Genomic DNA, 19,642 nt, shown 5'->3' with positions numbered 1-19,642 from the left:
TTTCCAGCTGCGCCGGATTCCGCCGCACACATCCCGAAGACGGATGAATCCGGCGAAGCCAAAGGCGAATGCACTTTGGCGGAGACGGGTCATACCAAAAAATCACGGGCAGAGCCCGTGGGCTCCATGCGCGGTATCAGCAGGGGATCTTCCAGATATCCCGGGAATATTCGCGGATGGTGCGGTCGCTGGAAAAGAATCCGGCCTTGGACACGTTGATGATGGACTTCTTCGTCCACTTCTCCTGGTTCTGGTACTCGTGCGACACGGTGTCCTGCATCCGGCAGTACGCGTCGAAGTCCGCGCAGACCAGGAACGGATCGTGGTGCGACAACGAATCCACGATCGGGTCAAAAAGGCCCAGGCTGTAATGACTGAAGAAATTGTTGGAGATCAGCTGCATGATCTCCCTGAGCATCGGCGAACGGCGGATGTATTCCTGCGGGTTATACCCCCGGGTCTTGATCTTCTCGACCTCGTGCGCCAGCAGGCCGAAGATGAAGATGTTGTCCTTGCCCACCCGCTCGGCCATCTCGATGTTGGCCCCGTCGTAGGTCCCGATGGTCAAGGCGCCGTTGACCATGAACTTCATGTTGCCCGTGCCCGAGGCCTCGGTGCCGGCGGTGGAGATCTGCTCGGACAGGTCGCTGGCCGGGAAGATCTTCTCGGCGAGGGACACCCGGTAATTCTCCAGGAACACCACCTGCATCTTCCCGTGCACAGCGCGGTCGCGGCTGACCGCGTCCATGATGCTGTTGAAAAATTTGATGATAAGCTTGGCCATGAAGTAGCCCGGCGCCGCCTTGCCCCCGATCAAAAACGTCCGCGGCTGGACGAACGCGCCGGGGTCGTTCTTCAACCGGAGGTATTCGGAGATGATGTACAGCGCGAACAACAGCTGGCGTTTGTATTCGTGGACGCGCTTGACCTGCACGTCGAACATCGAGTGGGGATCCACCTGGATGTGCATGGTGCGGGCGATGTGCCGGGCCAGGGCCTCCTTGTTCGACTGCTTGATCGCCTGCCATTTCTGCTGAAACGCCTTGTCGTCCTTGAATTTGGCCAGCTTTTCCAGCTGGTCCAGGTTCGTCACCCATTTATCCGAGATCGTTTTCGTAATCAGGTCCGACAGCTGCGTGTTGGCCTTGAGCAGCCAGCGCCGGGGGGTGATGCCGTTGGTCTTGTTGTTGAATTTCTCCGGGCAGTAATCGTTGAAGTCCGGCAAAAGTTTTTTGCGCAAAAGTTCCGAATGCAATTCGGAAACGCCGTTGACCGAGAAACTGCCGACGATGCCGACGTGCGCCATGCGGACCTTCTGCACGGCCCCCTCCTCGATGATGGACATCCGCGCCAGCTTGTCCACGTCCCCCGGATAGCGGGCCGAGACGTCGTTCAGGAACCGCGCGTTGATCTCGTAGATGATCTGCAGATGGCGCGGCAAAAGCTTGCGGAACAGATCGAGAGGCCAGGATTCCAGGCCCTCGGGCATGAGCGTGTGGTTGGTGTAGGCGAACGTGCGCTGGGTGATGTTCCAGGCCGCGTCCCAGTCGAATTCGTACTCGTCGATCAGCACCCGCATCAGCTCCACGATCGCCAGGCACGGGTGCGTGTCGTTGAGCTGGATCGTCATCTTTTCCGGGATCAGCCGCAGGTCGCTGTTCTCGGTCAGGAACCGGCGGATGATGTCCGCGATCGACGCGGCCGTCAGGAAATATTCCTGTTTCAGGCGCAGTTCCTTGCCGCGGGTGATGTTGTCAATCGGATACAAGACCTTGGAGATGATCTCGGAGGAAATTTTCTGGTGGACGGCCTGCTCGTAGTCGCCGTGCTTGAAATAATCGAAATCGAATTCCTCGGAACTGCGCGCCGACCAGAGCCGCAGGGTGTTGACGACGTTGTTCTTGTATCCGGGGATCGGATAATCGTAGGGAACGGCCATGACATCCTGGGTGTCCACCCATTTCATGCAGAGCCGGCCGGTCTTGTCGTGGGCCATCTCGGTGCGGCCGTAAAACCGGATCTTGACCGCGTACTCGAGCCGGGCGAATTCCCAGGGACTGCCCAGCCGCAGCCACTCGTCGGGCCGCTCCACCTGGTAGCCGTCCTTGATCTTCTGGTTGAAGATCCCGTAATCGAACCGGATGCCGTAGCCGTGCGACGGGATGCCGAGGGTGGCCATGGAATCAAGGAAACACGCGGCCAGGCGGCCCAGACCGCCGTTGCCCAGGCCCGCGTCCTGCTCCTGGTCACGCAATTCTTCAAGGTCAAACCCGAGCTGCTCAACGGCCTTGCGCACCGGGCCCTCAATGCCGAGGTTATAAACATAATTCCCCATCAGCCGGCCGATCAAAAATTCCATGGACAGGTAATACACCCGTTTGACGTTCTGCTTGTGATACCTCTGCTGGGTCTCGATCCACCGTTCGATGACGCGGTCGCGGATGGCGATGGCCAGGGCCCAGAAATTGTCGTTCTTCGTCGCCGAGTACTGGTCCTTGGACAGGGCGTACTCCCGGTTGACCTTGAACGACAGCTTGATCGCCTCGGCGCTCATGTCCTTGTGCAGGACCTTCCACTGCTCCGCGGTCATGTCTTTTTTCCTGGAAATTCGGGGAATCATATCGGCCTCATTTGGTAAGGGTGCAACGCGTGGCTAAAGGATCAATGTATCTCTATTATCCATAAGGAAGCGGCTTCTTTCCACCTAATTTTTCGGGGTTTTTCACTTCCCCGCGGGCGACAAAGGATACACGCTCAGATCCTGCCGGACATTGATGGACGAGCCGGGGATCGACGGAAGTCCCAGCAGGGACAGCGCCAGGTTGGGGGCGTCGCCGTTGCGGACGGGCTGGAGGCCGGCTCCGTAAGGCACCCTCTCCTGTTCCGGGTCTTTCCGCGTTCCGGGATTGAGTTTGTAAAGGTCCGCGCCCTGCGCCACATGATTTCCCCAGACCAGAAACGGGATGGTGTAATCCCGCGGGTCTGTCACGTCCTTGTGATGGGTCCCGTACCCGCCGTGGTCCGCGGTGACGATCACCACCGTGGTGCCGCGGGACGTCCTGTCCTCTTTCAAAAACCGCAGGACCCTCTCCAGCCGCCGGTCCATGCGCCGGACCTCGTTCATGTAAACGGACTCCGGGGCAGGGTCCCAGCCGTAATCATGGCCGGTGGCGTCCAGCCCGCTCAGATGCAAGAACGTGAAATGCGGCGCGTGTTTTTTCAAGGTATGCAGGAACGCGTCAACGATCGCGTCGTCGTTATAACCGCTGATCCGGTAAAAATCAATGAGCTGCTGTTCCTGCGCAGAAACCGCATCAACCGCGCGCAGGACCCCTCTCGCGCCGTAGGATTTGATATAGAGCGAAAACTTGGGTTTTGACGAGAAGAAAGCCCCGCGCAAGGCATGGCCGTGGACCACGTCGAAAATGCCGGCGACATATTGCCCCTTGTTCTCGTGAAGGGTCTTCACGATATTATCGTCATTGGACGTGTAACCGTGGCCGCCCTCGCCCAGCACCGGCCGGCCCGTGAGCATGCAGGTGTGGTTGGGCAGGGTGACGGTGAAATCATGGTCTGTGCGGGCGTTGAGGGTCCCGGCCCCTGTGCTCAACACTTCATAGAACGCCGGGACGCCGGAAGGGCCCAGCCGGCTGATCGCATCGGCGCGCAGGCCGTCGAAGCTGATCACAATGACGTGTGAAATCTCGGATACCGGCGGCCGCGGGCCGGACACGTCCCAGACCACCAGGATCAGGACAAAAGGAATCAGGACCCCGACCATAACGCGCCGGATCCATACATTGGCCCTGGCCAGCATATTTTCAATGTCCCTGAAGGATGCCATCATCAGTTCCTCCGGTTGACGGGGCCGCTTCGTACTCAACAAGCTTGTCATCGGCGGCCGGAGAAAACGCGAAAAGAGAAAACGCGGGATGCCCGTATTCCCCGGTGACACGGAACGCGAACAGCACGGGCTTCGATCTCACGGATTCGTAAAGAAGCCGCCCGTCATCATCCGGCGGCCTGCGCTTCCAGGAAATTTCTTTCCCGTAATCCCTGTCCAGCTCGACCATGCGCTCCATGAATTCGATCATCGTGATCTGATCGCGCACGCCCTGGCTGAACAAGCCGTAGGCCAGTTCATGGCGTTCGCCTCGCAGATAATCATGGAACAGCCCGGCCATCTGCCCGGCCGATAATCCGGGCCGCGCGGGGGCCACCGGCTTCCACAGCGCGTCTGTGGACACAGGCGCGGCGGCGCAACCGCACAGCGTCAACGCCAACGCGCAAAACAACCGGGCAATCCCCAGCCTCATAATCCCTTCACCCGCTGCTCAATGACATACAGCACGCCGCCCGCCACCTGGGGCTTGGGGACGAACAATTTTCTGGCCGACACCGTCACGTTCACGCGGCTCCTCGTGATCTTGGCGACCCGGACCGCGACTACGGCCCCCTCGACCCTCGCCTTGATCATTCCCGTATTTCGGTCCTCGCGGACCAGCAGTCCCCGGGACTTGACCGCTTCCAGACAGGCCTCGTAAACCTTGTCGTACCCGGCGTCAAAATCCATCGCTGTCTCGTCCTTGGCCAGCAGGGAGTTCACCATTTTCACCGGCAGTTTCCCCCACCCGAAAAACGACGCGGCCCCGTAAACAACGGAGTTCTTGATCGCCGTGGATTTCATGGTCTCAAAGAGGATCAGCAGGGCGAACTGCTGGGCGCTGGTGATGTTGTGGAATGTCTTGTCCTTGATGTTCAGATTGTAAACGTTCAGGACGGGCTCGGCGCGCGAATAATCCTTGTAAATGACACGGCCGACGCTCAGCGACAGCATGTCGAAACGCATCTTCTCGAATTCCATCTGGCCTTCGTTCTTGTCCCGGACAAATTTGAAAGAGTCGACGTTTAGTTTTCCGTCCTTGTTGCGGATCACCGAAACCTCATCCAGGTCCATGACAACGGCCGGGACATGGACCTCCCTTTTCAGCATGGCCTTCAGGTCGTATTCGACGGAAATCTCGGGGAAGATCAGGGCGGGCTCGTCCGGGAACCCGGCGGGATTGTAGATCTTCAGGTTCTGGATCTTGAGCATCTGGCGCGGGAGGCTGAAATCGAACATGTCCACCGTGACTTTGGACCCGGTGACCCGCGAGGCCCCGGCCATCACGATCGACTTGACGAACTGCTCCTTGCAATTGTTCAGGACAACCGCGATCACGACCAGGACAGTGAGGGCAAAAAAAACTTTTCTCATGAGCGCTCCCCCTTGCCGGCCAAACCCATCATATCCAGAACTGCCACCATTTCTTGTTCTTCTTTCTTTCTGCCATCGCCCGCTCGTCTTCCCGGATTTCCTGAAGGGACTTCTCGATTTCCTGCAGGTAATCCTTCCAGGACCGGAATTTGACTTCCGTGCCGTCGGTCTCATAGGAATAGACGAAAACTTCCGAGGGATTCTTGTTCAGGTCGAGAAAGAAGACTTCTTCGCCGCCGTCGCCGCCCACGACAAAAGGCTGGACATCCGCCGTCGTGATCTTGCCGGGAAAAGGCGCGGTGCAGTTATGACCGATGACAACGTCAGCGTCATCCGGCAGCAGGCATTCGGCCGCATACGAATCCCTTTCAAAAGGATACTGCAGCATTGTCTGTTTGTAATCATCCGGCAGGCGGACCTTAAGGGACTTCTCAATTTCTTCAAGGTCATGGATATTCATCAATGGCAACCGCTCATCCCATGCTTCTCAAAATACCGCTGGTGATATTCCTCCGCCCGGTAAAATTCGGCGGCGGGCTCGATCGCGGTCACGATCGGCAAGGGGTAACGGCCGGAGGCCTGCCTCGCCTCTTTGGACCGCGTTGCCGCGTCCCGTTGTTCCGGGGAATGATAAAAGATCACGGAACGGTACTGCGTTCCCGTGTCCGGTCCCTGCCTGTTCAGCGTCATGGGATTGTGGCAGTCCCAAAAAATGTCGAGCAATTGCTCGTAGGTCACCGCGAGCGAATCGAACTCCAGCCGGACGACTTCCGCATGCCCGGTCCGCCCGGTGCAGACGTCTTCATACGCCGGATCTTTCGTTTTCCCGCCTGAATACCCGACGGCTGTCGCGGTGACGCCTTTGGCCTTGCGAAAAATCTCCTCAACGCCCCAAAAACATCCCGCGCCGAACATGGCCTTCTGCATCCGACCGCCTTTCCCAACCCCGGGGGTTGGACAACAGGTCCAGTAGATCCCGCCCGCAAAACAGGACAGGCACACAGCCGCGATCGCGTACGCCAGGCCCTTCAACAGCGGGTCCGAGGCGATGCGCTCGCCGCCCAATGACCAGACCACCCACAATGCGAAACCGAAAAAAACCGCCAACCCCGCCAGTTTCGCGGCCGGGGAACGGAACGCGCCGCCCATATCAACGCACCTCGGTCCCGGACAACAGTTCCCGCGCGCCGTTCTTGTCCTGGATGTAAACCTCGGGCAAAAAATCGATCGTGCTCTGGGACTGCTCGTTCACCACCGCGGCCAGCCGCTTCTGCTGGTCCTTGTCGCCGGGATTAAAGATCGGCTCACTGCTCAGATCGTTCAGCAGGATGATGAGCGGCTTGTGCGCGTACGGCCCGCTCAGCTGAAAAAGTTTTTTGATCAGCAGGTCCAGAAAGACCGGCTTGTCCTTGTAGATGTCCACCGAGGTCTTGAAAACGATCTTTCCCCATTCCTCGGCCACCATCTTCTGCAGGATGCCGTACGCGGAGGAATATTTCACCAGCCGCTGCTCGCCCGGCGGGATCTTCCGCGAATTGCCCGCGACCATCGTCACCAGCTCGGCGTAATTGAACGTCTTCACCTCATTATGGATGTCAAAGGTCAACAAGTCAAAGGTGTAAATGCCGTGCACCCGGGCCGCGGCCTCGTACATGCTGCGCTCCAGAAGGTCCTCGGCCGAGTCCCAGAGGAAATCCTCCTCCTTGCGGATGACCGTCAAGGCCAGGAGATGGCATTCCTGCTCCTCCCTCACCGCCTTGTAAAGCTGGACCTTGCCGTCCGGATGCCCGTGATAATGGATCACGTCAAAGATCGGCAGGTGCCTGAACAGGCTCGAGTTCTGAAAATGCGCGTCAATGAGGTTGATGTATTTGGTCGGCATAGGATTAGTATTCGGCGGTCAGGTCTTCCACAAACGGGACATCCGGATCCAGGATCTCCCCCATCACAAAATCCAGCGCGCGCAGGAAGGCGGCGTTGATCGCCTCGCGGCCCGGCGCTTTCTCACCCAGGAAAGCGCGCAGTTTTGTCGTCCTCAAATTATACAACGCGGCGTTGATCGGGCGGTCTTTAAATTGTTTGTTTAAATAATGGAAATACAGCGGGACCTGGAAAGACACCACCTGGTCGCGGACGGCCTCGCGCGACAGCGGCATCGCGGCGATTTTCTCGACGGCATTGGGCATCTGGTCCCGGCTGCCGGTCTTGTAATCGATGATCATGACGGTGCCGTCCTTGAGCTGGTCCACGCGGTCCACGATGTATTTGAACCGGAACCTGCCCGAAGACAGCTCCACCTCGTCCTCGAACTCACGCTCCAGATACAGGATTTTCTCGACCTGCCGCGACTCGTCCTCTTCCTCGTTCTTCAAAAACCGGCTCATCCGCTCCATCATCACGGTCTTCAGCAGAAACGCGTCCGAATGCAGGCTCTTGCCGATCGTATCCTCGAACAAGCGCTCAAAAAGATTCTCAAAACGTTTGCGGAACGCGGCGTTGATCTCCGGCTTCTTGTTCAAAAAAGGCGTGAAACTCTGCTCCAGAAGTTTATGCACAAAGGTCCCGACATGCCTGGCATCGGGTTCGTCCAGCAGGTCATCCTGTTCCTTCACGCCCACGACATAGGTGTAATAGAACTCCAGAGGGTTCCTCAGGTACGTGTTCACGCTCGACGCGGAGTAGCAGTGGTTCCTCAAGAACTCGATCATGGCCGGCGTTTTCCGGACCTCCCGGACATGGGCGGCGACCTTGAGCTGGAACCCGCCCTGCCGGACCGGGACCACCCCGGAGCGGCCCTCTTTCTTCTCCGCTTCCCAGATCAGCTCCTCGATGAAACGGCTGCGCTCCTTGTCCCGGCTGGCCTGGTAGACCAGGTGCACGTTCTTCGCCGAGGAAATGAGCCGCATGAACTGATACCGCTGGATCTCCTCCTCCAGCTCCAGCCGGTCGATCCCCAGGCTCACCATGACCTCGCGCGGGATCAGGGGCTCGTAAACGCTCAGCGTCGGCAGGGTCCCCTCGTTCACGTCCGCGACGATCACGGTCTCAAAATTGAGCGAACGGGTTTCCAGCGACCCCAGGATCTGCAGGCCCTTCAGGGGCGAACCCTGGAACGCCACGATCTCGCGGGAGATCTTGCTGTCAAAGATCCGGAAGACGTCCTCCGCGTCAAACCGCTCCTTCCGAAAGCCGGCCGACCGAAACTCGTCGTTGATGTCGTACATGCGGTTGGCGATGTTGATGTTCAGCGGATAATTTTTGAGGAAACCCTTATGGACCAGAAGGTCGAGCGTCTTCTCCATGACCTCGGCAAACCCGGCGAAATTGTCCACGCCATCCCATGACGCGAACAGCGACGCGTGGATCACCGCCAGAATTTCCTCCAGCTCCGCCCGTCCCGCCTCAATGTTCAGCCGCCTGAGCGCGTCCAGAGTGAGCTTGTACAGATCATCCAGCGACTCGATGTCCTTCAGGTCAATAAACAGCTTCCCGGATTCGTCCGTTTTCTCTTTCCCGCTCAAAACCTCCTCGATCTTATGGATGAGCGTGCGGGTGATGGCAGGGGACGGGGGTGTGTCCCCCAGGGAAAGATTCTTCACAAACGGATGCCGGAGGACCTTCAAATAATCCCGGGTGTAATATGTCCCGCCCTTTTTGGAAACCTGTGCTTTGAAAACGAATTCAAACAGCGAATACAGACTGCTCCGTTTGAGAGGATATCCCATCGAGATATTGAATTCCTGCACAATGTTGGTGATCTCGGAAAGGAGCGGGATGATGTGGTCCGGGTTCGGCAGGACCACGACGGCCTGTTCCGGGTTCTTGACGCCCTTCAGGATCTCCCGCACCAGCCCCATCTGACTGTGGGCGTCGAAGCCCTGGTGAAGCTGGAGCTTGAACGGCGGGGGCTGGGGCTCCATCCCTTCCTGGATCGCGCAGTCGAATTTTTTGGCCAAACGCTCCAGCACCGGCCATTTCCGCTGGTCGCCCTGGAAGATCAGGGTCGCCAGGTCCCGGGCGTAAAGCTCCTTGACCACGGTTTCTTCGCAGCGATTGAAGTAAAAAAAATTGCAGAACAGGACCTGGTCGAATTCCTCAAAGGCCGTGTCCTTGACCAGCTGGGCCGCGCGAAGATACTGCAGACCGCGGGAATAATTCTTGTCTTTCAACAGCCGCTCATGATACAGCCCGCGCAGCTGGACGATGCTCTGCAGAAGTTTATTGATGCTCTCCGGCACCTCATACCCGATCTGCGCCGCGCTCTGGATGTTCTTGAGTCGGTCGTTCTCGACATTCTCCAGGTCCATCTGGTCGATGAATTTCAGGATCTCATACGTCCAGGGCAGGAATTGCGAGAACGAGGCCCGCCCGCCCAGGATGTGCGGCGCCTTGGCCTTGGCCAGCTGATACAAAAGATAACTGCTGTCCATGTCCTGGACGCCGCCGAACGCTTCCGTCTTGCGCACGATATGGGCCATAAAATCATTGATGGCAAAGAACCGCGGAGGGTAAAAACTCTTCTTCATGCGGCGGGCCAGCTCGCGCTTGATGAACAGCGCCGGCCTCTGGCCGCCGAACACAACAGCGACCCGGCTCAAGTCCTTCCCTTTCTTGACAAATTCGCCCTCGATATAATAAATGAGGTTGTCAATGAAGGGTTCGCAAAAGCTGTAAGTGATGATTTTGGACATAAAAGCAGTGTTCAACGGCCTGCGGTTAACGGTCAGAGAATACCCCTGTTTTATCATCCGGCAACAAAAAAGGCAACCCTTTTGAGGCTGCCCTGTTCATGACTTTCTGAACGCTGTCCGCTGACCGCTGTCTTTCTTACAGCCACATCCACCACGGAAGGCGCTTCGCGATGTTGATCGCCCCGCCCGCCACTTTGGACGCGCCTCCCAGAAGGGCCCCGGGCAAGTTCAAAATCGCGCACCCGGATGCGCAAAAGCACCACAAAACCAGCAGAATAAAAAGAGGGCTCTTCAGTTTTTTACCCAATGATGGTTCCGCCATTGTCGGAGGACAGGGGTGCGCCCCCCATCCGGGGGCTTAAAATTTCAATTTCTCCACGTCGTCTTTGATCTTTTGCAGCGTGTCGGCCTGCGTCTGCTGAAGGGTCTTCAGCGCTTCCTGCATCCGTATCTTCTTCAGAAAGATCTCACGGCACGCGGAGTTGGTGTCGGCAACGTCCGCCTTGATGACATCCAAGACCTGCTGTGTGTCGTCCACGCCGGCGACGCTCACTTCGATGCAGTCCTCAATCACGTGGGCTTTTCTTTTCCTGATATTGGCGTTTTTCCTGAAAAGCTCGTTGAAATTCCTGACCCAGGATTCGTCCGGCTTTGAGGAAAGCTTGAACGGGACGATCCATATGCCGCCGGAAGTTTCGCTCTCCCGGATACGGGCCTTGTCCACGCCCACAATCTTGATCTCCAGATCCTCTACACTCATAATCCGCCTCCCTTGAAATTTGAAGGGCGCCCGCGGGCGTTTAGCCCAACCCGCCGCGTTTCATCTTCGAAAACCTGGACCCCTGGTCCAAAGGAGCGCTCCCCGCATGGATATGGCAATAGGCTTCGTGGTTATAGATGCTCAAAATGTGCTTGCACCTGGGGTGCTTGCACTTTCTTCCCTTGCGGGATGTCACGATCTTTTTGATAACGGCTCCTTCTTTTGACCCGCGTTTCGGCGCGGCGGAAAGCGGTAACCGCCTCCGGCCGTTGCCGATGAAAAAGCCGCAAAGGTTAGTCATCTCCTTTGCGGCTTGAGAGCCCTAATCTTGGCCTCATTATAACACGCCCCGCGGGATAATGAGGGTTTTCTTCCAAAATAGGCTCCGAAAGGCCTCGTCACGCGTCTTCGGACGCCGTCCGCGGGGCCGCGTCGGCCAACTCCCAAAGGACAAAACAACAAATTCTTGCGGAGGGATGGGGTATTAAGGGGCCGGCGCGCGCTCGGGGAGCATAATTCCCCTTCATTATTTTACCGCCATGGTTTTTTTGGAAGGCTTCTTTCCAGTCTTCTGTTCCCGCAGATCAATCCCGTGTCCCAGGAAATCAAAAGGGCCAGCCTTTTGGGCTGACCCTTTTGTTTTTATTCAGAACAGGGACCTGGTCCCTTTTTTATTATTTTTTACTGTCTTCGGGGTGAGCATGATCGTCACCCATCTTCTTGTTTTTCTTCTTAAGCATGCACATCTCGCACATCTTGCCGTCCTTGCAATCCGGGCAATGGCCCTTCATCTTGCCTTTGCACATCTCGCACATCTTCCCGTCTTTGCACATCGGGCATTTGTCTTTCATCGTTTCCCAACTCTTCATCTGCTCTTCGCTCAAGACGCCCTGGAGCTTGGCCTTGAAATCCGCGTGAAGAGCGTCCATGGCCTCTTTCTTCTGGGCCATGATCTGCTGTTTTTTCTCCATCTTCTCTTTCAGGATGGCCTCGACCTTGCCTTTTTGCTCATCCGAGAGCTTCAGCTCTTTGGTCATCATGTCGAGTTTCTTGCCCATCATGTCTTCCTGGGCGGCGGGCGCGGGGTCCCCAACGCCGCACTTCCCGCAATGGGCATACGCATTTCCCGATACGATCAACAATCCTGCAATGAGTATTCCAATCGCTTTATTCATTTCTCCTCCTTCGTTTGCTGGTTCGTTGTCCGTCTCCTGTTCAACCTGTCCTATCTTATTAAAAAATCGCGAAAAGTCAACGAATACCCGCCTGAGGCGCCGGGCCTCCTTTATGCGCGATCGCGCGGTGAATCGCAAAATCCGGATTAATTTTTTTAATCTCATTTTCATAATGCCTTCATGAGGCATTTTATAGAATACGCCTGTCCTAAAGATGAGCTTTAGGCGCAAATCAAAAAGGAGGAGTGCAATGAAGAAGATCAATGGTCTTACCCTCGTTGTGGCGCTCGTGGCTTCAATGGTCGTGTTCGTCCTTCCGGGAGAAGCGGCTTCTCTCGAGGGGAGAATCAAGAACATTGCGGCCAACTCTCTGACCATCAGTCAGGAAGGCAGCATGTTGCCGACGAGCGTTGAAATCGGCCAGGACACGCAGTTTCAGGAAGGAGCCGCCCTGGACAACCTGAAACAAGGAGATCAGGTGAAGGTGGAGTATACGGAAGAAGGTGGCAGAAAAATGGCCGTCTCCATCGGGAGAATTGAAGGCCAGACAATGTCTGACACAGCGCCCAAGGGGTACTGATCTTATCTCTTGAAATCAAACAGGGAAAAGACATGGACCCTTCGTTGGGACAAAGACGGCGGGATTGAACAACCTTCAATCCCGCCGTCTTTATTAAAACTCTCGGTGGCCCAGGGCTAACGGCGGGAGGCCGGCCTGGCATGAGAGAGACCGGCACCAACCGAAGCAAACGCATTAAGCAAGGGGAGGCGATCGCCATGGAAGAAAAATACACCAGCTTTCACAGGCAAATCGTTCTGACCGGATGGATTTTGTTTCTCCTGATGCTGATTTTGCAAATGATCACGGGTTGTGCCGGGAACACAACGGTCCATAAGCAAACAAGCCGCACATCCACCACCAGGCCGAGTTAAATGGAAGACGCTGAAGACGCCTCTTACCGGGAAACAGAGGAATCCACAACAACGGTCGAATCCGAAGAAACAACGACGACAAAGGAAGGCAGCGGGGGCATTGGGGGAGAGTCCTTGAATCTCGCGGGAAATATCCTGGCCTTCCCGTTTAGGCTCGTCGCGGGAGTGATCGAGGCCATTTTCTAACCCCCGGCGCGTAAGAGGGCTTTCTCCACGCGCGATATGAATGGCGCATCACCGGTAGGCGGATTGAGGGATGCTTTTCTCCCCTCTGACCGCGTCCAGCATTCCGGGAATTTCGAAGAAAGGCACAATCACCAACAATAACATCAACAGCGGCCAGTCGTGCCATTTGAGATAAACGGGTCCCAGGCGCAGGCAGTCCGAGAGTTCCCGTTTGAAACGCCCCCATAATAATCTGGGGATCCGGGACGATTTCTTGTGGGGATGTTCCATCATGTCCGCGTATCCGGTGTTGCGCCGGAAATCCCTGATAAAATTCAGCCCCCCGATCGCGTGGCGCATGACCGCCCCCGGCTCAAAATAGAACTTATGGCCGCTGGCCCTCATCGCCTGGATCCGCATCCTAGAGGAAAGGAAAGGAGTCACGGCCTCGGGGTAAGGAAAATCCTTTAGCACGGAACACCGGTAAAGAGCTCCGTTATTGGAGACATGCCGTGTTTTCCCCGTGCGGCCGAGGTTGTCGAACGAACGGTCCAAAACACTGAGACAACGCTTATAGGCCGTTTCATCCCCGTAGGTCGTACGCCCGCTGACAATGGAGAAATCCTTATTCCGGAGGAGAGCCTCATGAAGGGTCCTCAGCCATTCCCGGTTCGGGAGGCAATCCGCTTCGAGCACGGCGACATATTCGGTTTGGACGCGCTTGACGCCCTCGTCTTTCATTTTCGCCGATTGCGATTCATCCGTAAAAATAATCTGAAGGCGGGGGAAGATGCGGTAAAGTTCCTGCGGGGCAGAATCTCCGCCGCTGTTATTCTCGACCAGAATGACATCAAACGGCGCGCCGATATCCTGGCTGGCAAGGGCCTCCAGGATACACCGCTCATCTTTCCAGGTCTTCTCTTCGTCCGCCTCATAGTCTGAGACAACGACAACGCTCAAAAGTGATTGTGATGGATTGGATGTATTCATGGAATATAAACCGTCCGGGTCCCTGTTTTTAAATCAGGTCCCCGGGGAATCAACCTTAAACTTCCATCGGCGTCCATAAACCTGGCTCGGACGACGGCGAATAAAGCTCATAAAAATAAATGTCCCGCTCGCGCACCTCCGCCTCGAACCGCTTCATGAAACACCGCGCGCAAACGGGCTCTTTGACGGCCTTCTCCGGGCGGAACTCGCCGGACAGCGGGTTATTGCCCTCAAAAAGCTCCAAAGAACACCACATAATCTTGGCCGGCTTCCCGCATTGGCAGGATGTTCCATCCTCAGGCAGTAACCCCCGGATGACGTCCACCTCCGCCGGGGGATACTCATACTCAATCATTTCCCAAAAAGCATAAAAATGATACCCTCCCATTTTCGGCAAGGGAGGGACGGCCACCGCCTTGCCCTGGAAGGAATCCATGTCCTCGGACAACTGATGCATCAGGCAGTCCCGGCAGACCTGCAGACGCTCCCCCGGCCTTGTGCCGCGCTTCGTGGAATCATAACCATTCAGCCGGTTTTTCGGCAAAGTGACCATGCACTTCTGGCAATTCGCCTCTTTCTTAAAAGCGTCCATAAATCCCACAGATCGCTCCCTTCACCCTTCCCGGGACAGGGTCCTTAACCCCCGCACGGCCCCACATATTGGCCGCTGATCTCGATCGTCACATCCGTCTCATTCCCATCGACCGTTTGATGCGACTTGATCCAGCCGTTCATTGAATCTTCCTGATAAGTGATCTCGCCGGTGGAGGTGCTGTCTTTGCAAACCGACTCGAATTTGACGGTATTGCCATCCATGGTATGCGTCGTCTGGCAGTCCTCAGTCGCATCCGCGTCAGGGACCGGGTTGTCGTTCGTGATGCATTGTGTGGTCGTTGTTGTCATCCCAACAGCGCTGCCCGCCGCCTGCAACTTCATCCCGCCCATCATCTTTTCCATCATCGCCTTCTCGTCGGGCGACATATTTTCCATAGATTCCATCGCTTCAGTGGCTTCCTGGTTCATCCCTCCCATTGTCGTGACCATGGTCATGGACCACTTGCCCTCCCGAACGCCTTCCGCTCTTAAACCGGCGGCAAAAACCAAAGACCCCACAGCCACAACAGCCATTGCCAAAATTAACTTTTTCATGCTCGAGCTCCTTTGCTTCCTGTTCGGATTTTACTTGAGGATACCTCTAAGGCCGGTGCCAAGACGGTGCAGAGACCGATCCCTCTTTTCATCGTTATATTAGTTTACTGAAAAATTTGACTTGGTCAATGAGATATCCGCTTGAGCCGTGCCCCCGGAACAATCGCAGGGCAGAGGAATTTTCAAGCCGCACGTCGATTCTTCGCTTGGCGGGGGGGCAAGGAGGATGCGAAGTCCCGCAGGTGTCTTCTGGGTTTATGAATTAAGTCATGTCCCCGGAATTACGCCAGGCGGAACAGCGGTTGTCCCTTTACGTGCTGATCCCCTGATTATACATTTGAAGGAGCTGGTATCGAATGGCGTCGAGCCGTTTGACCAAAATGCCGGTCATTTGCCTGAACAGCTCATAACCGAGGTCGTGATTGTCTTCGCAGGCTTTCTGAATGACTTGGCCGTTAATGACGACCAATTCCGTTTTTTCAACAGCGCGGACGGTAAAGCGCCACTGATGAGGGGCAATCAACCAAGACCAACCGATGATGTCGCCTCTCTCCAAGGCCTGAATGGCGAAAGGATGGCTCCCCGGCATTTGGATTTCGAGGTTGACCTTGCCGCTGGAGATGACATAAAATTTGTCGGCTGCCCCGCCCTCCTCGACAATGCATTCTCCGGGCTTGAACGTATCGGTATGAGCATATTGGGAAATCAGTTCAAGATATTCCGGTTTGAGTCCGGTAAAAAATGGGTTATTTTCTAAAAACGACCTGGCCATGGATAAACTCCTTTCGCGATTCAGATAGGATAAAACTCCCGGGAGACGATTGCCTGCCTAATGATATGATACCTCCGTGAGGCACCCCGCATCAAGCAAGATCGACGTTGACGCTCATCAGCATGATTTCCTGGGCATGAGGATCGTCGGTATCCTGGCCCACCTCAATATCCAACCGTGCCCCTTCCGCGACTGTCCCCACGACCCCCTCCACAAAATGCCCGCGGAAATGGCCGGGCGAGATGTGGCTCAAGGCGCCCAGTTGCACCGTGACGGCTGTCACTTTAAGCGCATTCTGCTCTGCGGCAATATGCTCAATCTTGCGGACCAGATTATTGATCAGAGACATCTCATGCGTCATGCGAAAGGCATCCTCTCCCGTTCGACAGAAACGTTTTAATGTCTTTTGTGATGCGTTGAGCCACCTCCTCGGCTGACCGGCGGACGGAAGCCGACAAGCCCTTCCCCTCCCCGAAATCTTCGCCGACGACGCCATAGACGATCAACTGCTCCGGCACCGCCCCCAGCACCCGGGACAATTCAATCATCTGCGCAATATTCAAGGAATGGGTTGAGAACGGGCAGAGCTCCCGGGGGATCCCTTCCCGAAGAGGATGGAAACGATAGATTGCGCCGGGACGATCGTGAGCGCGTACGGCGTCAACCACAATCGCCAGGGGCAAACCCTTCCATAATTCCATCAAGGACAGACCCGCGCCCCCTGCTGCCGACAACATAACGCCGCCGGCCTCCAGGGTTTCTTTTAACAGGCCGATCGTATAAGGGCCCACCCCATCGTCACGACGGAAGTCGTTGCCCACGCCGATGACAACGGCCTCATTCATCACGGTCAACCGTCAAGTTTAGAAAATGGCAGGAGCAGGAGATGCACGGGTCATAGTTACGGATGGCCTGTTCACAATGCCATTTCAACTTCTCGTCAGGCATCTGGACATGAGACTCGACAAACCGGTGCAGGTCCTTCTCAATCGTCGCCTGGTTAACGGCCGTCGGAGAGACGATCTTTGCATCGCGGACGATCCCCTGCTCGTCGATCGTATAGCGATGATAACAAATCCCCCGGGGGGCCTCTGTGCACCCGTATCCCGTTCCGGCCCGGGGTTCCACCTTCATCGCCGGCCGGTCAGGCTCTTCGTAATTCTCAATGATCCGGACCGCCTCATCAATGGCAAAAACGGTTTCCAGGCAGCGGACCACAATACTTTTAAACGGATTGCGGCAATCGGGCCCCACGCCGACCTGTTTGGCCAAATCCGTTACGACCGGCGGCAATTTGTCAAAATTCAGGGAATACCGGGCCAGGGGGCCGACCAGACAGTTCTCCCGCTCCTTGACAAATGTCTGCAGGCTCGTCGAATGTTCCACATGCTCCTCAACCAGCACCCGGTCATATTCGCAGATACGCGCGTCGATCCCCTTGTTGGAAACCAGGCGCCCTTCAATGATGGCGTACTCCTCCGGATGGCGCATGGCTACAAATTCATAATCCATCTCGAGCTCCGGGAAAGGGAACGTGGCAGCAAGTTTTGCAAGGCCGACCGCCGCCTCCAGCCCCCATTTCAGGTCATCCAACAAAAGGCGCAGATCCCGTTTCTTCGGGACTTTATAAAATCCCCCGACCTTGAGATTGATCGGATGGATCTCCCTGCCGCCGAGAACGACCATGATGTCGTTGCCGATTTTCTTCAATCGCAAAGCGTTCTTCACGACCTCCGGGTGGTCTTTGGCCATCTGGATGGCGTCCTCGTACCCCAGAAAATCCGGGGCGTGCAGCATGGCAATATGCAGGATGTGGCTTTCGATCCATTCCCCGTCATAAATCAGCCGGCGCAGGGCCCGCAGCGGCCCTTCGACCTTGACCCCGCAGACATCCTCCATCGCGTACGCCGCGCCCAGTTCATAGGCGATCGGGCAAATCCCGCAGATCCTTGCCGTAATGTCCGGCACCTCTTCGAAATGGCGCCCCCGCAGGAACGCCTCAAAGAACCGCGGCGGCTCAAAAATTTTCAACTTGATGTCGGACACCTTGTTGCCGCGGATCTTGACATGCATGGCGCCTTCGCCCTCGACCCGGGCCAGATAGTCCACTTTGATGGTCTTACTTTTCATGGGCCTCGCTCTCCTTCCGGAAGGCATCCGCATAAGCGTTATAACTGCGGAAAGCCCGGAGGATGGTTCCATGCTCCGCCCCATGCGCATGAAACCAGCGGCTCAGGGCGGTCGTGTTTGGCGTTTCCTTCGGCCCGAAACATCCATAACAACCCCGATCAAAAGCGGGACACAACCCGCCGCACCCCGCCTGGGTCACCGGGCCCAGACACATCGTGCCGCGGGACACCATAACGCAGACGGTTCCCCGCCGCTTGCATTCGACACAGACACTCTGCTTGGAAATATTCGGCTTACGGCCGTTGAGAAAAGAGTTTAAGACTTCCATCAGCTGGTATTTGTTGACCGGGCATCCCCTCAACTCGAAATCGACGTAAACATGGTCGGCAATGGGGGTCGATTTGCTCAAGGTCGAAATGTACTGCGGCCTGGCATAAACGAGCGAGATGAATTCTTTGACATTCTTAAAATTCCTCAGGGCCTGAATGCCTCCCGAGGTCGCGCAGGCGCCGATGGTCACGAGCACCCTGGACATCCGGCGGATTTTATGAATCCGCTCGGCATCGTGCGACGTCGTGATGGAGCCCTCCACCAGAGAAACGTCATAAGGGCCTTTGGCAACCGCGCGGGAGGCCTCCGGGAAATTGGCGATCTCAACGGCCCCGGCCACGGTTAGAAGCTCATCTTCACAGTCCAAAAGGCTGAGCTGGCATCCGTCGCAAGAGGCGAATTTCCAGACGGCCAGTTTGGGTTTATGTTTCTTCCCCATCACACTTCCGCCTTCCTGAAAAACGGCACGACATCCGTAAAATTGAACACCGGTCCGTCTTTACACAAAAAATGTGGGCCGAACTGGCAATGCCCGCATAACCCCACTCCGCATTTCATATTCCGCTCCATTGAAAGGAAGATGTCCTCGTCCCTCATCCCTCTCTGCTGAAGAGAATTGATCGAAAAATACATCATCACTTCCGGCCCGCACACAAAGGCGACCGCACCCAGCGGATCAAAAGGGGCCCGGGGAATCAAGGTCGTCACAACCCCCACGTTGCCTCTCCAATCCTTGTTGGCGCGGTCAACCGTGATGAAGACCTGGAGCCCCTGCCGGCCCCATTCCTTCAATTCATTTTTAAACAAGATGTCGCTGGGGTCGCGGGTGCCGTAGAGTAAAACGATCTGACGAAACGCCTCCCGATTCTTTAAAAGATAATAGACGGCCGGGCGTATCGGCGCCAAACCGATCCCGCCGACGACCAGGACCACGTCTTTGCCGCGGGCCGCGTCCATCGGCCACCATGTCCCATAAGGGCCGCGGATGCCGATCGTGTCGCCCTTTTGAAGGCTTCCGATCGCCTTGGTCACCGTCCCGACAACGCGCGTCGTGTGCTTGAGCGTCTGGTTGTTAATCGGGTCCCCGCTGATGGATATCGGCACTTCCCCCACGCCATAGATATAGATCATGTTGAATTGCCCGGGCATAAAGGGAAACGGCCTGTTTCCGTCTTCGCGCGACCTCAGCTCGATGGTAAACGTATCATTGTTTTCCGGGTGGATCTCGTCGACCTGAAATATCGCAGGGGCCATGGGATCTGACAGCGCAAGTTCCGTCATCGGGAATTC

At 56.3% G+C, this 19,642-nt stretch carries 24 protein-coding genes; 3 read left to right on the top strand and 21 right to left on the bottom strand.

What is annotated here, in order from left to right; translation table 11 throughout:
* Positions 1-136 precede the first annotated feature (136 nt).
* The 12 genes from Q8Q08_07000 to Q8Q08_06945 all read right to left on the bottom strand — a co-directional run bounded on the left by Q8Q08_07000 (position 137) and on the right by Q8Q08_06945 (position 11,883).
* The gene (locus Q8Q08_07000; GenBank protein MDP2653763.1) at positions 137-2,620 is read right to left on the bottom strand and encodes a glycogen/starch/alpha-glucan phosphorylase; all 2,484 of its coding nucleotides are present in this window, start codon (positions 2,618-2,620) and stop codon (positions 137-139) included.
* A gap of 102 nt (positions 2,621-2,722) precedes the next feature.
* Complete coding sequence (locus Q8Q08_06995) at positions 2,723-3,847, bottom strand: alkaline phosphatase family protein (protein MDP2653762.1); 1,125 nt, start codon at positions 3,845-3,847, stop codon at positions 2,723-2,725.
* A complete protein-coding gene (locus Q8Q08_06990) occupies positions 3,822-4,316 on the bottom strand; it encodes a hypothetical protein (GenBank protein MDP2653761.1) in 495 nt (164 codons plus the stop codon). The genes Q8Q08_06995 and Q8Q08_06990 overlap by 26 nt, the downstream gene beginning before the upstream one ends.
* Positions 4,313-5,257 (bottom strand): hypothetical protein, encoded by a 945-nt coding sequence (locus Q8Q08_06985; protein ID MDP2653760.1) that lies wholly within the window; start codon positions 5,255-5,257, stop codon positions 4,313-4,315. The genes Q8Q08_06990 and Q8Q08_06985 overlap by 4 nt, the downstream gene beginning before the upstream one ends.
* Before the next feature lie 28 nt (positions 5,258-5,285).
* Positions 5,286-5,717 (bottom strand): hypothetical protein, encoded by a 432-nt coding sequence (locus tag Q8Q08_06980; GenBank protein MDP2653759.1) that lies wholly within the window; start codon positions 5,715-5,717, stop codon positions 5,286-5,288.
* Positions 5,717-6,184: a peptide-methionine (S)-S-oxide reductase MsrA gene (gene msrA / locus Q8Q08_06975; protein ID MDP2653758.1), complete on the bottom strand. Its 468-nt coding sequence runs from the start codon at positions 6,182-6,184 to the stop codon at positions 5,717-5,719. The genes Q8Q08_06980 and msrA overlap by 1 nt, the downstream gene beginning before the upstream one ends.
* A gap of 223 nt (positions 6,185-6,407) precedes the next feature.
* Positions 6,408-7,139 carry a hypothetical protein gene (locus tag Q8Q08_06970; GenBank protein MDP2653757.1) on the bottom strand — a complete coding sequence of 244 codons (732 nt, stop codon included), beginning with the start codon at positions 7,137-7,139 and terminating at the stop codon, positions 6,408-6,410.
* A 4-nt stretch (positions 7,140-7,143) separates the two neighbouring features.
* The gene (locus Q8Q08_06965; GenBank protein MDP2653756.1) at positions 7,144-9,948 is read right to left on the bottom strand and encodes a PD-(D/E)XK nuclease family protein; all 2,805 of its coding nucleotides are present in this window, start codon (positions 9,946-9,948) and stop codon (positions 7,144-7,146) included.
* A gap of 136 nt (positions 9,949-10,084) precedes the next feature.
* Entirely contained in the window at positions 10,085-10,270 is a 186-nt protein-coding gene (locus Q8Q08_06960) for a hypothetical protein (protein ID MDP2653755.1), read from the bottom strand.
* Positions 10,271-10,306: 36 nt separating this feature from the next.
* The gene (locus tag Q8Q08_06955) at positions 10,307-10,708 is read right to left on the bottom strand and encodes a hypothetical protein (GenBank protein ID MDP2653754.1); all 402 of its coding nucleotides are present in this window, start codon (positions 10,706-10,708) and stop codon (positions 10,307-10,309) included.
* A 40-nt stretch (positions 10,709-10,748) separates the two neighbouring features.
* A complete protein-coding gene (locus Q8Q08_06950) occupies positions 10,749-11,009 on the bottom strand; it encodes a hypothetical protein (protein MDP2653753.1) in 261 nt (86 codons plus the stop codon).
* Between the two features lie 373 nt (positions 11,010-11,382).
* A complete protein-coding gene (locus Q8Q08_06945) occupies positions 11,383-11,883 on the bottom strand; it encodes a hypothetical protein (GenBank protein MDP2653752.1) in 501 nt (166 codons plus the stop codon).
* 250 nt (positions 11,884-12,133) lie between these two features.
* Here Q8Q08_06945 and Q8Q08_06940 point away from each other — a divergent pair, with 250 nt between their 5' ends.
* The 3 genes from Q8Q08_06940 (at position 12,134) to Q8Q08_06930 (ending at position 13,002) form a co-directional block, all read left to right on the top strand.
* Positions 12,134-12,463 carry a DUF5666 domain-containing protein gene (locus Q8Q08_06940; GenBank protein ID MDP2653751.1) on the top strand — a complete coding sequence of 110 codons (330 nt, stop codon included), beginning with the start codon at positions 12,134-12,136 and terminating at the stop codon, positions 12,461-12,463.
* A 140-nt stretch (positions 12,464-12,603) separates the two neighbouring features.
* Entirely contained in the window at positions 12,604-12,816 is a 213-nt protein-coding gene (locus Q8Q08_06935) for a hypothetical protein (protein ID MDP2653750.1), read from the top strand.
* Entirely contained in the window at positions 12,817-13,002 is a 186-nt protein-coding gene (locus tag Q8Q08_06930; GenBank protein ID MDP2653749.1) for a hypothetical protein, read from the top strand. It begins immediately after the preceding gene.
* A gap of 48 nt (positions 13,003-13,050) precedes the next feature.
* Here the strand turns inward: Q8Q08_06930 and Q8Q08_06925 are convergent, their stop codons facing one another.
* The 9 genes from Q8Q08_06925 to Q8Q08_06885 all read right to left on the bottom strand — a co-directional run bounded on the left by Q8Q08_06925 (position 13,051) and on the right by Q8Q08_06885 (position 19,633).
* Positions 13,051-13,971, bottom strand: a complete 921-nt coding sequence (locus Q8Q08_06925; GenBank protein MDP2653748.1) for a glycosyltransferase — start codon at positions 13,969-13,971, stop codon at positions 13,051-13,053.
* Positions 13,972-14,026: 55 nt separating this feature from the next.
* A complete protein-coding gene (locus tag Q8Q08_06920; protein ID MDP2653747.1) occupies positions 14,027-14,572 on the bottom strand; it encodes a hypothetical protein in 546 nt (181 codons plus the stop codon).
* A 35-nt stretch (positions 14,573-14,607) separates the two neighbouring features.
* The gene (locus Q8Q08_06915) at positions 14,608-15,120 is read right to left on the bottom strand and encodes a DUF3617 family protein (GenBank protein ID MDP2653746.1); all 513 of its coding nucleotides are present in this window, start codon (positions 15,118-15,120) and stop codon (positions 14,608-14,610) included.
* A gap of 310 nt (positions 15,121-15,430) precedes the next feature.
* Positions 15,431-15,892 (bottom strand): cyclic nucleotide-binding domain-containing protein, encoded by a 462-nt coding sequence (locus Q8Q08_06910; protein MDP2653745.1) that lies wholly within the window; start codon positions 15,890-15,892, stop codon positions 15,431-15,433.
* Between the two features lie 91 nt (positions 15,893-15,983).
* The gene (locus Q8Q08_06905) at positions 15,984-16,253 is read right to left on the bottom strand and encodes a hydrogenase maturation nickel metallochaperone HypA (protein ID MDP2653744.1); all 270 of its coding nucleotides are present in this window, start codon (positions 16,251-16,253) and stop codon (positions 15,984-15,986) included.
* Positions 16,243-16,737 (bottom strand): hydrogenase maturation protease, encoded by a 495-nt coding sequence (locus Q8Q08_06900; GenBank protein ID MDP2653743.1) that lies wholly within the window; start codon positions 16,735-16,737, stop codon positions 16,243-16,245. The genes Q8Q08_06905 and Q8Q08_06900 overlap by 11 nt, the downstream gene beginning before the upstream one ends.
* Positions 16,730-18,022, bottom strand: a complete 1,293-nt coding sequence (locus tag Q8Q08_06895) for a nickel-dependent hydrogenase large subunit (GenBank protein ID MDP2653742.1) — start codon at positions 18,020-18,022, stop codon at positions 16,730-16,732. The genes Q8Q08_06900 and Q8Q08_06895 overlap by 8 nt, the downstream gene beginning before the upstream one ends.
* Positions 18,012-18,791 (bottom strand): oxidoreductase, encoded by a 780-nt coding sequence (locus Q8Q08_06890; protein ID MDP2653741.1) that lies wholly within the window; start codon positions 18,789-18,791, stop codon positions 18,012-18,014. Before Q8Q08_06890 ends, Q8Q08_06895 begins: the two co-directional genes overlap by 11 nt.
* On the bottom strand, positions 18,791-19,633 hold the full coding sequence (locus Q8Q08_06885) for an FAD/NAD(P)-binding protein (protein MDP2653740.1): 843 nt from the start codon (positions 19,631-19,633) through the stop codon (positions 18,791-18,793). The genes Q8Q08_06890 and Q8Q08_06885 overlap by 1 nt, the downstream gene beginning before the upstream one ends.
* Positions 19,634-19,642 lie beyond the last annotated feature (9 nt).

This window comes from Candidatus Omnitrophota bacterium, assembly GCA_030688425.1.
In the GTDB taxonomy this organism is placed as follows: domain Bacteria; phylum Omnitrophota; class Gorgyraeia; order Zapsychrales; family JANLHA01; genus JAUYIB01.
Note: the sequence above shows the minus strand (reverse complement) of the source record. Positions and strands in the feature narration are given on the sequence as shown.

What these genes read in the sequence shown, in the direction of transcription:
- Q8Q08_06895 (MDP2653742.1), bottom strand. Translation starts at nt 18,022, where the DNA reads ATGAAAAGTAAGACCATCAAAGTGGACTATCTGGCCCGGGTCGAGGGC.
- Q8Q08_06935 (MDP2653750.1), top strand. Translation starts at nt 12,604, where the DNA reads ATGAGAGAGACCGGCACCAACCGAAGCAAACGCATTAAGCAAGGGGAG.
- msrA (MDP2653758.1), bottom strand. Translation starts at nt 6,184, where the DNA reads ATGCAGAAGGCCATGTTCGGCGCGGGATGTTTTTGGGGCGTTGAGGAG.
- Q8Q08_06995 (MDP2653762.1), bottom strand. Translation starts at nt 3,847, where the DNA reads ATGATGGCATCCTTCAGGGACATTGAAAATATGCTGGCCAGGGCCAAT.
- Q8Q08_06900 (MDP2653743.1), bottom strand. Translation starts at nt 16,737, where the DNA reads ATGAATGAGGCCGTTGTCATCGGCGTGGGCAACGACTTCCGTCGTGAC.
- Q8Q08_07000 (MDP2653763.1), bottom strand. Translation starts at nt 2,620, where the DNA reads ATGATTCCCCGAATTTCCAGGAAAAAAGACATGACCGCGGAGCAGTGG.
- Q8Q08_06885 (MDP2653740.1), bottom strand. Translation starts at nt 19,633, where the DNA reads ATGACGGAACTTGCGCTGTCAGATCCCATGGCCCCTGCGATATTTCAG.
- Q8Q08_06960 (MDP2653755.1), bottom strand. Translation starts at nt 10,270, where the DNA reads ATGGCGGAACCATCATTGGGTAAAAAACTGAAGAGCCCTCTTTTTATT.
- Q8Q08_06945 (MDP2653752.1), bottom strand. Translation starts at nt 11,883, where the DNA reads ATGAATAAAGCGATTGGAATACTCATTGCAGGATTGTTGATCGTATCG.
- Q8Q08_06910 (MDP2653745.1), bottom strand. Translation starts at nt 15,892, where the DNA reads ATGGCCAGGTCGTTTTTAGAAAATAACCCATTTTTTACCGGACTCAAA.
- Q8Q08_06950 (MDP2653753.1), bottom strand. Translation starts at nt 11,009, where the DNA reads ATGACTAACCTTTGCGGCTTTTTCATCGGCAACGGCCGGAGGCGGTTA.
- Q8Q08_06970 (MDP2653757.1), bottom strand. Translation starts at nt 7,139, where the DNA reads ATGCCGACCAAATACATCAACCTCATTGACGCGCATTTTCAGAACTCG.
- Q8Q08_06930 (MDP2653749.1), top strand. Translation starts at nt 12,817, where the DNA reads ATGGAAGACGCTGAAGACGCCTCTTACCGGGAAACAGAGGAATCCACA.
- Q8Q08_06915 (MDP2653746.1), bottom strand. Translation starts at nt 15,120, where the DNA reads ATGAAAAAGTTAATTTTGGCAATGGCTGTTGTGGCTGTGGGGTCTTTG.
- Q8Q08_06965 (MDP2653756.1), bottom strand. Translation starts at nt 9,948, where the DNA reads ATGTCCAAAATCATCACTTACAGCTTTTGCGAACCCTTCATTGACAAC.
- Q8Q08_06905 (MDP2653744.1), bottom strand. Translation starts at nt 16,253, where the DNA reads ATGACGCATGAGATGTCTCTGATCAATAATCTGGTCCGCAAGATTGAG.
- Q8Q08_06990 (MDP2653761.1), bottom strand. Translation starts at nt 4,316, where the DNA reads ATGAGGCTGGGGATTGCCCGGTTGTTTTGCGCGTTGGCGTTGACGCTG.
- Q8Q08_06985 (MDP2653760.1), bottom strand. Translation starts at nt 5,257, where the DNA reads ATGAGAAAAGTTTTTTTTGCCCTCACTGTCCTGGTCGTGATCGCGGTT.
- Q8Q08_06890 (MDP2653741.1), bottom strand. Translation starts at nt 18,791, where the DNA reads ATGGGGAAGAAACATAAACCCAAACTGGCCGTCTGGAAATTCGCCTCT.
- Q8Q08_06940 (MDP2653751.1), top strand. Translation starts at nt 12,134, where the DNA reads ATGAAGAAGATCAATGGTCTTACCCTCGTTGTGGCGCTCGTGGCTTCA.
- Q8Q08_06955 (MDP2653754.1), bottom strand. Translation starts at nt 10,708, where the DNA reads ATGAGTGTAGAGGATCTGGAGATCAAGATTGTGGGCGTGGACAAGGCC.
- Q8Q08_06980 (MDP2653759.1), bottom strand. Translation starts at nt 5,717, where the DNA reads ATGAATATCCATGACCTTGAAGAAATTGAGAAGTCCCTTAAGGTCCGC.
- Q8Q08_06925 (MDP2653748.1), bottom strand. Translation starts at nt 13,971, where the DNA reads ATGAATACATCCAATCCATCACAATCACTTTTGAGCGTTGTCGTTGTC.